This window comes from Vibrio sp. HM8-C (assembly GCF_058630515.1).
This window is the reverse complement of sequence record NZ_JBMMKS010000013.1, coordinates 40,921-56,701: the sequence shown is the minus strand read 5'-3', so window position 1 is coordinate 56,701 and position 15,781 is coordinate 40,921. Positions and strand designations below refer to the sequence as shown.

10 protein-coding genes are annotated in these 15,781 nt (G+C 44.7%); 5 read left to right on the top strand and 5 right to left on the bottom strand.

Annotated elements, in window-relative coordinates:
• Window positions 1-67: 67 nt before the first annotated feature.
• Complete coding sequence (locus ACOSVQ_RS15090) at window positions 68-1,345, top strand: HD-GYP domain-containing protein (RefSeq protein ID WP_491983394.1); 1,278 nt, start codon at window positions 68-70, stop codon at window positions 1,343-1,345.
• Here ACOSVQ_RS15090 and ACOSVQ_RS15085 read toward each other — a convergent pair.
• A complete protein-coding gene (locus tag ACOSVQ_RS15085) occupies window positions 1,332-1,946 on the bottom strand; it encodes a DUF2057 family protein (protein WP_491983327.1) in 615 nt (204 codons plus the stop codon). The two genes, ACOSVQ_RS15090 and ACOSVQ_RS15085, sit on opposite strands and share 14 nt — an antisense overlap.
• A 240-nt stretch (window positions 1,947-2,186) precedes the next feature.
• Here ACOSVQ_RS15085 and ACOSVQ_RS15080 point away from each other — a divergent pair, with 240 nt between their 5' ends.
• Both ACOSVQ_RS15080 and ACOSVQ_RS15075 read left to right on the top strand, forming a co-directional pair.
• Entirely contained in the window at window positions 2,187-2,921 is a 735-nt protein-coding gene (locus tag ACOSVQ_RS15080; protein ID WP_463597955.1) for an IclR family transcriptional regulator, read from the top strand.
• A gap of 5 nt (window positions 2,922-2,926) precedes the next feature.
• The gene (locus tag ACOSVQ_RS15075) at window positions 2,927-3,763 is read left to right on the top strand and encodes an arginase (RefSeq protein WP_491983326.1); all 837 of its coding nucleotides are present in this window, start codon (window positions 2,927-2,929) and stop codon (window positions 3,761-3,763) included.
• 110 nt (window positions 3,764-3,873) lie between these two features.
• On the opposite strand, the gene fdhF is transcribed toward ACOSVQ_RS15075, so the two are convergent.
• Entirely contained in the window at window positions 3,874-8,010 is a 4,137-nt protein-coding gene (gene fdhF, locus ACOSVQ_RS15070; protein ID WP_491983325.1) for a formate dehydrogenase subunit alpha, read from the bottom strand.
• Window positions 8,011-8,344: 334 nt separating this feature from the next.
• Here fdhF and ACOSVQ_RS15065 point away from each other — a divergent pair, with 334 nt between their 5' ends.
• Window positions 8,345-10,219 carry a PhoX family protein gene (locus tag ACOSVQ_RS15065; RefSeq protein ID WP_491983324.1) on the top strand — a complete coding sequence of 625 codons (1,875 nt, stop codon included), beginning with the start codon at window positions 8,345-8,347 and terminating at the stop codon, window positions 10,217-10,219.
• 100 nt (window positions 10,220-10,319) lie between these two features.
• Here ACOSVQ_RS15065 and ACOSVQ_RS15060 read toward each other — a convergent pair whose 3' ends face one another.
• A complete protein-coding gene (locus ACOSVQ_RS15060) occupies window positions 10,320-11,024 on the bottom strand; it encodes a DUF445 domain-containing protein (RefSeq protein ID WP_165313383.1) in 705 nt (234 codons plus the stop codon).
• Window positions 11,025-11,187: 163 nt separating this feature from the next.
• On the bottom strand, window positions 11,188-13,041 hold the full coding sequence (locus ACOSVQ_RS15055) for an ABC transporter ATP-binding protein (RefSeq protein ID WP_491983323.1): 1,854 nt from the start codon (window positions 13,039-13,041) through the stop codon (window positions 11,188-11,190).
• A 482-nt stretch (window positions 13,042-13,523) separates the two neighbouring features.
• On the opposite strand from ACOSVQ_RS15055, the gene ACOSVQ_RS15050 reads away from it, so the two are divergent.
• Entirely contained in the window at window positions 13,524-14,501 is a 978-nt protein-coding gene (locus tag ACOSVQ_RS15050) for an arginine deiminase-related protein (RefSeq protein ID WP_491983321.1), read from the top strand.
• Between the two features lie 28 nt (window positions 14,502-14,529).
• On the opposite strand, the gene ACOSVQ_RS15045 is transcribed toward ACOSVQ_RS15050, so the two are convergent.
• A complete protein-coding gene (locus ACOSVQ_RS15045) occupies window positions 14,530-15,648 on the bottom strand; it encodes an HD domain-containing phosphohydrolase (protein WP_491983320.1) in 1,119 nt (372 codons plus the stop codon).
• Between the last annotated feature and the right edge of the window lie 133 nt (window positions 15,649-15,781).

The window sequence follows — 15,781 nt, the reverse complement described above, 5'->3', positions numbered from 1 at the left end:
TCTGATCTACTACATTTTATTTAGGTTTGAAGTATTCAATCGGAATAGTAGAAACGAGCTGCATATGATGAAACCTGTAAAAATCGAATGGCATGTTAATTTAAGACAAACATTCTTTTGTATCGCGAGAGCGTTAGACTCCATCGGCATTGATGATGTCAATCATGGGCATAGGGTAGGCTATATGGCTTATTCCTGCGCAAAAGCTATGGAATGGAGCGAAGAAGAGTGTCAGTTGGTTTTCTCACTTGGCTTGATTCACGATTGTGGTGTCGCGCAAAAAAGTGATTTCTACAATCTGTTGGAAAATATGCAGCCACAAAATGTGCGTCAGCATTGCCGTAGAGGTCATGAGCTTTTGTCTCAATGCCCACCACTGGCCATTTTCGCGGATGCTATTCTCTATCACCATACTCCTTGGGAAGAACTCAAGAATATTGATATCTCAGACAGAGATAAACGGTTTGCCGCTTTGATTTTCTTAGCAGACCGTGTTGATTATCTTAAAGAACTATATCCACGAGACGAATTTGGCAACGTGACTCAGGAAGCGCGCAACGAGGTTTGTCTTGAAATTGGTCGACTCAGTGGCACCTTGTTTGAGCGAGATTTAGTCCGTCAAATGCAAGCTCTGTTAAGTAAAGAGTTCATCTGGTTCTCGATGGAATATCATCACATTGAAGCTCTTGGCCATAACCTTCCGTCTATTCCATTTTTCGAACAAACTTTGGCTGTTGAAGATATCGTTGCCATTGCGATGTTGATGGCAAACATCGTCGATGCGAAGAGTCAGTTTACGTTTTATCACTCGCAGAAAGTGGCTGAGATCTGCCATAGCTTAGCGCATCAAATGGGTTTAGATTCCGAGATGCAAAAGGCTCTCTATTTAACTGGACTGGTGCACGATATTGGCAAGCTGCATACGCCGGAAGATATTCTGCATAAACCGGGAAAATTGAATGAGAGTGAATATCTGTGTATTCAGCGTCACTCAACCGACTCTCGTTACACGCTACAAATGATGTTTGGTCAATCAGCGGTGTGTGATTGGGCTGGAAACCATCATGAACGCTTAGACGGTTCAGGCTATCCGAAAGGCTTACAAGGCGCTGAAATCGATTTACCTTCACGCATAATTGCTGTCGCGGATGTGTTTCAGGCTTTGACTCAGGCTCGACCTTATCGCGGACGAATGACGCTGGAAGAAGTGATGCACATTATGTCTCACGAGGTGAGCTGTGGGCGTCTAGATAGCAAAGTGTTTGAAGTGATAGCGAAGAGCGATAAAGAGTATTACGAGCTCTCTATTCAAGAGAGCTCGCCGGGTTGGGTTACTGGGCGTTAACGTAGTCTTTGAATCGAGCTTTAGTTTTTTCGTCCGCTTTGTTGTACCAGAAATGCAGCATTTCTTCTGCTGTAGTGCCATCTGTCATTGCCGGTGAGTAATCAGTACCGTTGGACACTGAAGCTACTGCGCCTGTGCGGTTGTACTCAATGGTTTCTTGAGGGTAGTTACGACCCAGTTGCATGCCCTTCTTAATCAAACGGTCTTGGTCGATATTCACGGCAACGCCGCTTTTATCGATTAATGACCATTCGAATGACTTGATATTGTCTTTTGCAGCTTTTGCATCGCGATAATCAGGTAATGAGAAAGTCAGTTCTTTATCTTGCGCGGTAAATTTAGCTATTACCACGTCGCTTTCAACGATAACTCGGTCATTCCCTTCATTAAAAAATGGCTCAAAACGAAAGACGATTTGGTTTTGCCCATCTTCTAATTCAAGGTTTTTTGTTGAAGAAAATAAGCTGCCAGACGTTTTTGGTTTTGCGCCATTCACCACTAATACATCGATAGAGCTAGGAACTTCGAGAGTTACTTTGGCTGCGGCTGTAGCACTGAATGCGATAGCGAGAAAATACGAGAGTGGTTTGATTAGTTTCATTTAAAGAGTCCTTGATGCGCCAACTTAGTTTTAAGCTAGGAAGTCATGAGGTTGCCGATAGTTGGCGCTAAATGCAAGCAGTCATCTGAGCGTTACATAGAAATTGCGATTGGTGTTAAATCTGCTTTTATTTTGCAACATTCTCACCAAGTGAGAATGTAATGCTTTAATTTGAATTAGATTCTCGTTATATAAGAATCTGAGTTTGAGGCGTTTACTTTTAAAGGCTAAAACAATCCCATGAATGAATTAAAACTGTCTTCCAATCAGGTGAACGAAAAGTCACTGCAGCTATTGATGCAAGTGGCAGTAAACAGTGAACCTGTTTCAGCAAAAACGCTGAGTGAACAATTACAAGTCCCTTTAAGTAGTCTCTATCGACACTTAAAGCTGTTGAAAGAGTGGAGTTTGATTGAGGAGAGTCCGTATGACAAAACCTTGATCATCGGTCCGGCGGCGTTGTTGTTAATGCACAGCTATGAGACCAGCCAACACAACTTAGACGAAGTGGATGCGGTACTCACTCGGTTACAGAAACAGACAGGTGAAATGGCTGCATTCATGGTGCCGGTAGGTTATCGAGCACTGTGTGTCATCCAGAAAGAAAGTATGCAGGCGCTTCGATGCAGCTACGTCCAGGGTCAAAGTCAACCCCTGCTTCGTGGCGCCTCATCCAAAGCTATGCTGGCTTTTATGCCAACTCAGCGTTGTGAAAAAATATTGCGATACTTCGGGCAAGAAGAGCAATTGGACAAGTGGCAAGTTGAGTTGGAAAAAATACGGCAACGAGGATATGCCGTGAGTACTTCTGAGATTGATCCGGGTGTTTCAGGGATCAGTGCTCCGGTGATGAAAGGAAGCAAATTGATTGGCGCGATTACAGTTATGGCTCCTGCCCATCGCGTAGATGCTAATAAACAGCGAATCATTTTGCATGTGTTACAGGCCGCTCGCGCGTTGCCACCAGAGAGGTAATCATCATGTTGAGTTTATTCAAACGCTATCGTTTAAACCGCAGCGCGGTACATACGATCTCTCCGTTCACTTTCCTAACGGTTTGCGAACGTGTAAAACCTATGACACAGGTAGAGTTTGAATTTGCTCAGCAGAGTTTAGAGTTATCTTCAGAGTGGCTTTATAAACAGCAATCAAATCTTAACTACAGTGATGCTGGTCATTTCGTAGTGCAAGATCATCAAGACTCGGGTTATTCAGAACTACTGAGTCGCAATTTTGCGCTCTGTTCTGTACCAGTAACTTTGGCGAACTGCCATGAGTTGCTGCTTAAAGCAATGCCCGTGTTAGCGCTGGACAACGAAGAGATTGGCGTTATTCATATCGGTCACGGTTTTGAGTTAAAACAGTCCCTTGAACCAACTTTGGGTTCTGTATTCCACTTTATGTTGTCGCGTTTTCAAAACAGCAGAGCTTTTTTCATTGGCGCAGATGTCAAACGTACTTCGCATCAAGTATTGGAGTATGCCGAAGACTTAGGATGCGATTGGTTGAGTTCGGACGAATGCAGTTTCCGTCATCGCACACAGCTAAAAAATCAGCTAAATCACTTTATGGATCACTGCGATCAGCTAGTGCTCAATATTGATTTGGCTTCGTTGGTACCAAGTACTGGATTGGCTGATGATGATGTGTTGGACAATCAAATGGTGCTGAGAATTTTAAGACATGCGATTTTGTCTAAAAAAGTCAAATTGGTACAGTTGGTTGGCTCGAAAGATAAACTGATTTATTCAAAACAAACCAAAGAAATCGTCGACGAACTTTGTTCTCTATCTCCAGATATCATTCACGCTGCTTAATCTATATTCGACGAGAATCCGATGAGAAAAAACCACTCTAGCGATAGAGTGGTTTTTGCTTTTTAGAGCCAGTTAATGGAGGGTGTTTCCTAACTAAGTATAGACGTAGATTATTCTTTCAATGGTACTTTCGGCATCTTTTTACTTGTTTGCTCAATTTTTTCTAGCCTTACCGCAGATACCTTGAACTCCGGTATTTTAGCGTAAGGATCTCTCGCTTCGGATGTGAGCCTGTTAGCTGGTGCTTCTGCAAAATGGAACGGAACAAAAACCACTCCCTCTTGCATTCGTTTGGTTACAAAGGCGGGAGCCTCAATAACGCCTCGGCGAGAGCATAGGCGCACTGTCTCACTGTTTTTGATAGCCATTTTTTCTGCGTCTTGAACGCTGATCATAATTCGTGGACCCGCTAATTTGTCGAGTCCTTGGGTTTTACGAGTCATGGTGCCTGTGTGGAACTGTTCAAGTAAGCGACCAGTGGTCAGAATCAATGGAAATTCATTATCTGGCATTTCTGCGGCATAGATAAAAGGTACTGCAACCATTTCACCACGCCCGCGTTTAAACGTGCTTTGGTGCATAATGCGCGTGCCGTTTGGCGCTTGGTCGTTACACGGCCATTGCACACCTTCGCTACCCACTTTATCCCAGGTAATTCCTGCATACTGAGGCGTTACTTCGCACATCTCAGCATTGATTTGTTCAACGCTTTGGTAGTGCCAGTCGCCGCCCATGGTGTTGGCGATTTGAGTGATGATCCACCAGTCCTGTTTCGCTTCACCCGGTGATTCAATTGCAGGAGAGAGTGCCTGAACGCGCCTTTCCGTATTGGTAAAATGTCCGTGTTTTTCTGCAAAAGAGGCAGAAGGCAATACTACATCCGCAAGCTCCGCGGTTTCTGATAAGAAGATGTCCTGAACCACCAGAAAATCGAGGTCTTTCAGTGCTTCTATTACATGCGCTTGGTTTGGATCACTAAGCACAGGGTTTTCACCCATAACGTACAAACCGCGAAGCTCTTTACGGTACGCTGCATCAATCATCTCTGTCAGAGTTAAACCATTTTCGGTAGAGAGATGGTCTGCTTGCCAAGCTTTGGCGAATTTGGTTTGCACCAGAGGATTGAGTACTTTCTGATAACCCGGGTAATCCGTTGGCAATGCGCCCATGTCACAAGCGCCTTGAACGTTGGATTGACCGCGCAGTGGGTTGATACCACCGCCTTCAACGCCGATGTTGCCGCACAGCATTTGTAAGTTTGCAATAGAGCGTACGTTATCGTGACCTGTGGTGTGCTGGGTGATACCCATCGCGTAATAAACCGCAGTGACTTTGGCTGTGCCGATCATCTCAGCCATTCGCTTGATGTCTTGTGCTTTAACCCCTGTGACCAGTTCTACTTTTTCAGGCAGGTAAGCATCGGACATTACTTCCATCACTAAGTCATCAAAGCCGTCAACGCGCTCGCGAATGTAATCTTTGTCATACCAGGCGTTTTGAATGATCTGTTGCATCACACCGTTAAGCAGCATTACGTCTGTACCCGGACGTTGCTGAACATGTAGGGTTGCGACATCTGCCATACCGATACGTTTCGGGTCTGCCACAATCAGTTTCGCACCACGGCTCACGGCTTGTTGGAGGTGAGATGCGATGATTGGGTGAGCCGAAGTAGTATCCGAGCCGATAACAAAAATCACATCTGAATGCTCAATGCTGGCGATATCGTTGGTCATAGCGCCGCTACCAATCGATGCCTCTAAACCTGTTACGGTTGAAGCATGACAAAGGCGCGCACAGTGGTCGACGTTATTGGTGCCAAATTCACGACGGATTAGCTTTTGGAATAGATAGTTATCTTGGTTGGTGGTTTTCGCAGAGGAGAACCCGCCCAACGCGTTGCTACCATGTTGTTGTTTCAGTTCAGTAAAGCGTTTAGCGATAGTCTCAATAGCATTCTCCCAAGAAGTGGGTACTAACTTTCCATTTTGACGAATCAAAGGTTGAGTTAGCCGCTCTGGGCTATGAATGAAGTCAAATCCGAAACGACCTTTCACACATAACATGCCTTGGTTGACTGGCGAGCTTTTATCCCCTTCTACGTAGCGAACTTTATTCGCTTTCTCATCCACATACAACACGACGTTACAACCGACACCACAATAGGTGCAGACGGTTTTCACCGGTTTGAGAATCTCTACTCGTGAATAGGATTTGTCTCGTTTGTCTGCCAGAGCACCCGTTGGGCAGACTTGGACACAAGCGCCACACTGCACGCAGTTAGAGCCTCCCATAGATTCACCGTTAGCGAATTGAGGGCGCAACGTGCCTTCTGTAAATTGCAGTACTCCGTGTTGAGTATCTTCTTGGCAAGTTTGTACACACAAGCCACAACTGATACAGCGGTTCGCATCAAAGACAATGAACTCACTGCTTTTATCCACTGGGAAGCGATGTTTACCTGATGAACACTCAACGTCTTCGTGAGTGACTTTATATTCACTGGCGTAATCACGCAGATCGCACTGAGTACTGGCTTGGCAGCCACATTCTAAGCAGCGTTGAGCTTCCTGCATGGATGCTTCAATACCGGCATCCAGTTCCACTTCGTTAAAGCTGGTGGTTGATTCTGACTCGGACAAATGCGGGAATTCGATTCTGCGTTTTACTGCTTCTAGGCGATATTCAATCTGTTTTACCCGACTAAGAGATGGCTCTTTTCTGCTACTAAACTGGTGAGGCTTAGGCGCGATGCCACCAAGCAGAAGTTTTTCAGCAATCGCTTCAGCGGCGCGTTTGCCGTCAGCAATCGCTTCAATGGCCGTTGCTGGTCCTCGTCTGAAATCACCAATCGAAAAGACATTTCGTGCGTGGTGCATGGTCTCTTCGGTGACGTCTGCTGTGCCGCGACGAGTTAATGGCAGGTCTGCTCCCGCAATAAGTACCGTATCTGATCGTTGTGAAATCGCTGAGATGACCGTATCAAATTTCATCTCAACCACTTCACCAGTTGGAATTGGTTGTCTACGGCCGGAAGAATCTGGCTGACCCAGCATCATTTTTTCAAGTTTTACAGCTCGCACATGCCCGTTTTTATCAGCAAGATTTTCAATTGGGTTGGCTAGGAACTGGAAAGTAACGCCTTCGTGTCTCGCTTCTTCAATTTCATACTCTTCTGCTGGCATTTCAGCCATGGTACGGCGATAAATCAGCGTTACTTTAGCTCCGAGACGCAATGCGGTACGAGCACAGTCAATAGCCGTGTTACCGCCACCAATAATAGCGACACGTTTGCCGGTTGTTAATTTGCGATCGATTGCAGCATCTTTTAGATAATCGACCCCCAAATAGCATCCGCCTAAGTTACTGCCAGGGTAATCACTGCTCACCGCTAGACTAGCGCCAATCGCGAGACAAACGGCGTCATAATCGTCTTCTAGTTGAGCGAGGGTGTAATTCTCGCCAATTTTCTGATTGCAATGAATTTGCATACCGGTTTGAGTGAGTAGCTCGATTTCTTTATCAAGAACGTCTTTTGGTAAGCGATATTCTGGAATGCCGTAACGTAGCCAGCCGCCTGCTTTGGGCATCTCTTCATACACTGAAGTTGAAAAGCCCAATAAGCTCAGATAGTAGCCGCACGCCAATCCACCGGGACCCGCGCCGACAATCGCCACCTTCTTACCATTACTTGGCTGGATTGCAGCTTGGTAAGGTGTCGCGTCTAAATCAATGTCTGCAGCGTGACGTTTTAAATGGCGTATCGCGATAGGTTCATCAACCACACTACGGCGACATTCGGATTCACAGAAAGCGGGACACACTCGACCAATAGATGCAGGAAGCGGTAAGTGCTTTTTAATGACTTCGATGGCTTTTTGTGGTTCGCCTTTAGCGATGTGGTGCAAATATGTTTGAATGTCCACATGAGCTGGGCATGCAACTTGACACGGTGCTTCACAGTCGGCGTTGTGGTCAGACAAAATTCTTTTTAATGCTTGATGGCGCTGTGTTTTCAGAGAATCTGTATGCGTTTTAATGTGCATATTTGGTGTGAGTTCTTGTTCACACGAGCGTACGGTGCCTAGTCCGTCGATTTCTACGACGCATAATCCACAAGGTTGCTTGTTTTGTTGATGGCTGGCAGCGCAAAGACTAGGGATGTCTATCCCTTTAGATTTCATGAATTGAAATACAGTGCTCCCTGCCTCATAGGCGTAGGAAACCCCGTCAATAACCACGTTCATAGTGACCTCTTAATACCCTTTTGGGGAGGTTAGGTTTTAGGTTCTGATTTTATTGTTTCGTTTTGTCCGTTTAACTCTGGTTTATACATAAGAGTTCCTACTAATAAATTCACTAACGTGGGTAGGAAATAACGGCAATAAAAATGTGGTTACTGTTATTGAGTATAAGGAAAATAAAGGAAATGTGAACGGGCGTGGTTCTCAAATTTAGTTGCTCCTGTCATCGCTTAGAAACATATCGTTCACCTTTTAGTCACATTTGAAAGCTAAGCTCCTGAATCTTAGAAATCTAAGTTGCAACGAAGCAATAACTATTAAAGTCAAGGAGTCTCCAATGTGGAATCGTGATGAGCAAGATTCTCAGTTCAGTGAAATGATCGAAGCGAGATTGTCTCGCCGTGGTTTCCTAACTGGAACAGCAGCAGTGAGTGCAGGTGCATTTTTGGCGCTTAACCCAGTAGCTAAAGCTGTAGCAGCAAAACCGACATCGTCGTTGTTAAAATTTGAGCCAGTACCAGCATCAACCGCTGATACGGTAGTTGTGCCAAAAGGCTATAAAGCCACTCCACTTATCTCATGGGGCGATCCAATTTTCGCTAATGCACCAGAATTTGACCCAAGTGGTAAGCAGCAATCAGCGGCTCAAGCACTTCAGTTTGGTGACAACACCGACGGCATGAGTCTATTCCCAATCAGTGAAGATCGCGCAGTATTGGCGATCAACAATGAATATACCAACTACGAATATTTGTTTGATCATCAAGGCAAGAACATGACCGCAGACGATGTGCTAAAAGCGCAGGCGGCTGTGGGTAACACGATTGTCGAAATCGTGCGTAAAGATGGTCAGTGGATGATTGACCGTAACGGCAAACGCAACCGCCGTATTACTGCAAATACACAAATGAAAATGACAGGTCCAGCCGCTGGTCATGATCTGTTAAAAACAGCGGCAGATCCTTCAGGCACTGTGCCGAAGGGTACGTTTAACAACTGTGCGAACGGTCAAACACCTTGGGGTACTTACCTAACGTGTGAAGAGAACTTCAACAGCTTCTTTGGCGCGAATACAGAAGGCAGTGTCAATGCTGAACAGAAACGCTACGGCATTTCAGCAAAGCCAAGTGACTACCAATGGCAAAAGTTTGATGAACGTTTTGACGTGACTAAGAACCCGAACGAACCAAACCGTCATGGGTGGGTTGTGGAAATTGACCCGAATGATCCAAATTCAACGCCTCTCAAGCGCTCTGCTCTTGGTCGCTTCAAACATGAAAACGCAGCGTTAACCATTAACAAAGACAACCACGTTGTAGTCTATCTGGGTGATGATGAACGTGGTGAACATCTGTACCGCTTCGTATCGAAAAACAAATACCAAAAAGGTAATGACGCAGCAAACCGTGATTTGCTTGAAGAAGGTACCTTGTATGTGGCTCAGTTCGATATGGAAGATAAGGCGTTGAAAGGTCAGGGGCGTTGGTTAGAACTGACGTTTGGCAAGAATGGCTTAATACCAGAAAACGGTTTTAACAGTCAGGCAGAAGTATTGATTTTTGCTCGTCGTGCTGCGACTCAAGTTGGTGCAACAACCATGGACCGCCCAGAGTGGGTTGCCGTTCATCCAAACAATGAATACGTGTTCTGTACACTAACGAACAACAAAAACCGTGGCAAAGAAGGTCAGCCTGTTGGTGGTCCAAACCCACGTGAGAAAAATAATTACGGACAGATTGTGCGTTGGATGCCAGTCAAAGGCGATCACACAGCTGAGATGTTTGCATGGGATTTATACCTGATTGCAGGTAACCCAACGGTTAATCAGGGTAACTTGTACGCAGGCAGTGAAAACATCAATGCCAACAACATGTTTAACAGCCCTGATGGAATTGGTTTTGATAAAGCAGGTCGTCTGTGGATTCAAACAGACGGTAACTACTCGAATAAGGGTGAGTTTGAAGGGCAGGGCAACAACCAAATGTTGTGTGGTGACCCAATCACGGGCGAAGTACACCGTTTCCTAACCGGTCCAGTGGCTTGTGAAATCACAGGTTTAACATTCTCTGCCGATCAGAAAACTATGTTTATTGGCGTTCAGCATCCGGGCGAAGAATTGCAAGCGTCGAACTTCCCTGCAGGCGGCAACTCCAAACCTCGTTCAACCATTATGATGATTACGCGTGAAGATGGCGGCATTATCGGCGCTTAAATCTTCACCGCTTAAAACGTAGCGAATGAATGAAATAAAAACTCCCAAGAAGCTCAGCTTGCTTGGGAGTTTTTTTTGATACTTCTGATGCTGTGGCCACTTATGCGATGAAAGTAGAAATCAATCCAATCACACCACCGAAAATACCGCCCCAAACAACCAGCCATCCTAAGTGTTCTTTGATCATCTTTTGCACCATCTCTTTGACCAGTTGCGGCGTTAACTCGCTCAAGCGTTGGTCGATAATGCCCTCGATGTTGGTTTTGATTTCATCAAGCATTGCTGGCGATTCTAGCTGCTCTTTGAGTGCGTTTTTCACCGATTCGCTCTGGCTGATTTCCACCATAGATTCTTGCATCTTCTCAACAAATGGCTGCTTCATCGGCTGAAGTGCTTCAGTGCCACCAAACATCGCCAGCATGCCACCAAATTGAGAGTTCGCAATCACATCTACCAGCTTGTCAAAGCTTGGATTGAAATCCACTTTGGCGATGATTGGCGTTAAATCGAGTGGCTGTTTGCCGCTGAGTTCTTGATTAAGGAAACGATCGATATTGGTGTCAGTAAAGAACTGCTCCATCATCAGGGTTTTAATCGCATTTTTAAATGCTTCAAATCGAGCCGGAATAACACCCGAACCGTATAATCCGGGAACCTTTTCAAACAGCATGTGAATGGCAAGCCAGTTAGTAATTGCGCCTGAAAAAGCGAACAATCCTGCATACAAAGCAAACTGGTTTTGTGTGGCGTAGCCCACTGCCAGTAGCACGAGTGAGATAATGTTAGTGATAAGACTTTTATTCATGATCGATGAGATTCATTTAGCTAAAACAGAAATTGGCAGAATTTTAAGAGAATTTCATCGACGTGAAAAGAGAAGAGCCAGCCTTTAAGGATTTCACCTTATGGCTGGCTCTTTAACTTTAGTTGTTATTCGCTATTTTGTTTAGCTCAGTGAGACTGAGGCTTCAGGCAACGTTCTCTTCTTCAAGTTCATCACAGCCAATGAAACCACCAGTTTGATGCGCCCAGAGATGTGCATAAATGCCATCTTGCTCGATAAGCTCATGGTGCGTGCCTTGCTCAATAATCTTACCGTCATCTAAAACTATCAATCTATCCATAGCGGCAATGGTGGACAGGCGATGAGCGATCGCAATAACTGTTTTGCCATCCATTAACTCAAGCAGACTTTCCTGAATGGCTGCCTCAACCTCTGAGTCCAATGCTGAAGTCGCTTCATCCAACACCAGTAGTGGCGCATCTTTAAGTAATACTCTCGATATTGCGATACGTTGACGTTGACCGCCTGAAAGCTTCACTCCGCGTTCACCCACTTGAGCGTCATAGCCTGTATTGCCATGAGGGTCGGTTAAGTCCGTAATAAACTCGTGAGCGTGTGCCTGTTTGGTCGCTTTTAGCAGATCTTCTTCGGTTGCGTCAGGTCTGCTGTATAGGATGTTATCGCGTATAGAGCGGTGCAGTAGCGAAGTGTCCTGAGTCACCATGCCAATTGCGCTGCGCAATGAATCCTGAGTAACTGTTGAAATCACCTGACCGTCGATTTTTATCTCACCACTCTCAACATCATGGAAGCGCAAAAGCAGGTTAACCAGAGTGGATTTACCCGCTCCGGAGCGCCCAACCAAGCCGACTTTCTCGCCGGGTTTGATATGCAGATTCAAGTGGTCAATCACGCCTTTGTTTTCACCATAGTGGAAACTAACGTCGTTAAACTCGATTCCACCTTTAGTCACCACGAGGTCTTTAGCGTCTTTGTTGTCTTGGATATCAATCGGCTTAGAAAGCATTTGCATACCATCAACCACGGTGCCCATGTTTTCGAACAGACCGCCTACTTCCCACATGATCCACTTCGACATACCGTTAATACGCAGCGCCAGTGCTATAGCGATTGCAATCGCACCAACAGAAATTGCTCCCTGCATCCACAGATAGATAGACATAGCCGAAATCACAAACACCAGAATGTAGTTAGCTAACTCCACACAAATGTTGAAACCAGTGACCAAACGCATTTGTCGATACACGGTATCAAGGAAGTTGCCCATACCCTCTTCTGCGTATTCAGTTTCCCGTTTACTGTGTGAAAACAGCTTCACTGTTGCGATATTGGTATAGCTATCGACAATACGCCCAGTCATTTGGGAACGAGCATCGGCTTGCTCTGAAGATACGCTTTTTAGTTGTGGTACGAAGTAGAGCTGGATTGAGACATACGCAACCAGCCATATCAGCATTGGCATCATTAAACGCCAGTCTGCCTGAGCCAACATCACCACCATCGCCGTAAAATACACCGCTACGTAAACAAATACGTCGAGCGTTTTCATTACGGTTTCGCGAATCGCCAGAGAAGTCTGCATGACTTTGGTCGCGATACGACCAGAAAACTCATCCTGATAGAAAGAGAGGCTTTGCTTTAGCAAATAGCGGTGAGCCAGCCAGCGTATCGACATTGGATAGTTGCCAAGCATGGTTTGATGAATCACCAGCGAATAAAAGCTAATTAAAATAGGCATCGCAACCAAGATGAGCACAGATAGACCGATCAAGGTGTCTTTGTTATCGGCTAAAAACGTTTCAGGATTGCTCGATGAAAGCCAGTCAACCAATTGCCCCATGAAGCCAAAAAGTGACACTTCAATGATGGCAATCGTAGTACTCATTAACGCCAGTAACATCAGTGGCTTTTCAAACCCTTTTGTGTAGTGCAGGCAGAATGCGAGTAGCGTGTTAGGTGGTCTGTCTGGTTCTTTTTGAGGGAAGGCTTCTGTGAAGCTTTCAAATTTTTTATACATTGAAGATCCTTATAGTTATTAGTTTTCATCTCATTAATCGAAACATCACTGCAGTGTGTGAGCTGCATCTAACCATCACTGAAAGGCAGTTTTCATGGTGAAGGAAGATGAATAGCGATGTAGAGGAGATGAGATTCTCGTTACTAACAGTTTAGCCAACAGAATAATATGCAATCGAGTGCTTTACACTCGGCAGTATATCTCTAAACCCAATCGATTCAGAGTACAAATAATCATCAGTGTAAAACACTGCGACTCAATAGTGATGCATTCAATAAAATGAATACTTTAAGTTATTACTGCATAAGATGTGCATATATACATCAGAGATAAAAATTGCTCAGCAATATTTACTGAGAATATTCAATAAGGCAGTAAATGATAATGATTGTTTGCCATTGTTAACTTAAATTCAGTGAAAGTTATTATAACAAACTGCTTACAATTCGAAGCATTGCTGAACAAATGGATCTGTTTCAATCATGCTACAACCTAAAAAACATTCACAATTTCATTCCGATGTTGCCCAGAACGCCAACTGCGTAGTTATGGTTCCGCCTAAAGAGTTTAAGTTTAATGCGGAAACAGCACAGGACAACGAGTTTCAAAATCAATCATCCCTGTCCGATGAGCAGATCACGCAATCTGTTATGGCTGAGTTTAATGAAATGGTCGCTAAACTGCGCCAAGAAGGCGTGCAAGTGGTTGTGTTTGACTATGCGTTAGGTGATGTAGCAACACCTGATGCAGTGTTCCCCAATAACTGGTTTAGTACCACCGAAGATGGCACTTTCTATACCTTCCCTATGGCGTGTACCAACCGCCAGTTCGAAGTTCGCCCAGACGAGTTGATTCAGCAGCTTTCACTTGCTGGACGCGCGGTTGTTCAACAAGATTCGCTGGTGGCTTATCAAGAGCAGAGTGCCTATCTGGAAAGTACTGGTGTTATGGTGATCGATCATATCAACCGAACCATTTATGCTGCGCTTTCCCAGCGTTGTGACCGAGAAGTGTTGGAAGATTACGCACAACGAATCGGCTACGAGCGGGTAGTTTCATTTCAAACCTCATTACCATCAGGTTATCCGATTTATCACACCAACGTGATGATGGCGATTGGTGAGAACTTTTGTGTGATTTGCGATGAAGTGATTCCTGAATACGAACGCCGTTTTGTCGTGAAATCACTGGCGAAAGACAAGCAAGTTATCTCTATTTCTCTCGATCAAATGAATCGTTTCTGCGGCAACATTTTGCAATTAGAAACCGTAAATGGCGACAAGGTTATCGCTATGTCTCAATCGGCTTATGATGCGTTTTCTCCAACTCAGAGAAATCAGCTTTCTAGCCATGGTAAGTTACTGTCTTTCAACGTTGAAACCATTGAAAACATAGGTGGTGGTAGCGTGCGTTGTATGTTGGGCGAAGTGTTCTTGCCTGCTCGCAGCCATACTTTGTAATCTTTTCTATAGAGCGTGAGTAACAGGTTTAATCGTCTCTATATCTAGTCACAATATCGGTAGCTTGGTCGATGTTTTCAATCAGTGCGTTGACACAAATGGGGTCAAGTTTGCCGATGTTGACTAGCAACTCCAACTCTTTGATGGAATCCTCAATGGATATGGGCTCCTTATAAGGGCGTTTGCTGGTTAAGGCATCAAATATATCTGCCACCGTGACAATGCGAGCTTCTATTGGTATCTCATCCCCTACTAATCCTTTTGGATAACCCGTCCCATTCAAATATTCATGATGGCAAGCAACAATGTTTAGCATCAGTTTTGAGTCACTGAGGTGGGAGAGTTGGTAGTCTTCCAATACTTTGGAAATGATTTGTATCCCTTTATCGACATGTCCTTTCATTATTTCAAATTCTTCTTCTGTTAATTTCCCTGGCTTAAGCAATATCTTGTCGGGGATTCCAATTTTTCCGATGTCATGCAAAGGGCTAAACAGATACAGATGTTCGATAAACTCATCTGTGAACTCAAATTGTTCAGCGATAGAACGGGCGATCATGCGTGAAAGCAACGCCATGCGGTTGAGGTGCATGCCTGTTTCGAAGTCCCTAAGATGGGCGAAATCTCTTGCAGCTTGAGCTGTGGCTAATAAGGCTTGAATGGTCGAGATCTCACTGGCTATGGTCAGTGTTATAAGCTGAGTTAGCAGTACTAAATCTCGTTGAACCTGATCGTCAAAGTAACCTTCGTTCTCACTGTCGATGAAAATAAAACCAATGAAATGGTGATCCGTCATCATCGGGATAGTAAAAGAAGAGCGATATTTTTGCTCTAGTAGCCAGTCAGAGTGGGCAGTACCAGAGCCAATTTCGTCGGCAATTTTATCAATGACTCTACAAGTGCCTGTTTCCCTAAGCTTTTGCAATTGATAGCTCTTACTCAAAGGGAATTCGTATCGGTTAATAGCATGTCCAGAGTGGGTGCTATTGATGTAGGTTTTGAGCAAGTCAGTCTGAGGGTCATAAAGCGCGCAAGCGATACGGCACACGCCCGGTGAGCGTTCTAGAATACTGTCGTGAAGATCTTTAAGCCGTTCAGTCAACGAATGTTCTATGTTGCTTAATGGTTCGTATAAGATGCTTGCCATTTATTAGCCCCACAAGTTGTGCCAGTAAAGATAATTATAAATGGCATTCTAGAAAGCGGTTTTAAATCTCGACTATTGAACTAGTTTCGTGAGATTGAGCACAAACTGTTACCAGTATCGAAAACCACAACAT

Coding starts and splice junctions, on each gene's coding strand:
- ACOSVQ_RS15090 (WP_491983394.1), top strand. CDS start 68: ATGAAACCTGTAAAAATCGAATGGCATGTTAATTTAAGACAAACATTC.
- ACOSVQ_RS15085 (WP_491983327.1), bottom strand. CDS start 1,946: ATGAAACTAATCAAACCACTCTCGTATTTTCTCGCTATCGCATTCAGT.
- ACOSVQ_RS15080 (WP_463597955.1), top strand. CDS start 2,187: ATGAATGAATTAAAACTGTCTTCCAATCAGGTGAACGAAAAGTCACTG.
- ACOSVQ_RS15075 (WP_491983326.1), top strand. CDS start 2,927: ATGTTGAGTTTATTCAAACGCTATCGTTTAAACCGCAGCGCGGTACAT.
- fdhF (WP_491983325.1), bottom strand. CDS start 8,010: ATGAACGTGGTTATTGACGGGGTTTCCTACGCCTATGAGGCAGGGAGC.
- ACOSVQ_RS15065 (WP_491983324.1), top strand. CDS start 8,345: ATGTGGAATCGTGATGAGCAAGATTCTCAGTTCAGTGAAATGATCGAA.
- ACOSVQ_RS15060 (WP_165313383.1), bottom strand. CDS start 11,024: ATGAATAAAAGTCTTATCACTAACATTATCTCACTCGTGCTACTGGCA.
- ACOSVQ_RS15055 (WP_491983323.1), bottom strand. CDS start 13,041: ATGTATAAAAAATTTGAAAGCTTCACAGAAGCCTTCCCTCAAAAAGAA.
- ACOSVQ_RS15050 (WP_491983321.1), top strand. CDS start 13,524: ATGCTACAACCTAAAAAACATTCACAATTTCATTCCGATGTTGCCCAG.
- ACOSVQ_RS15045 (WP_491983320.1), bottom strand. CDS start 15,648: ATGGCAAGCATCTTATACGAACCATTAAGCAACATAGAACATTCGTTG.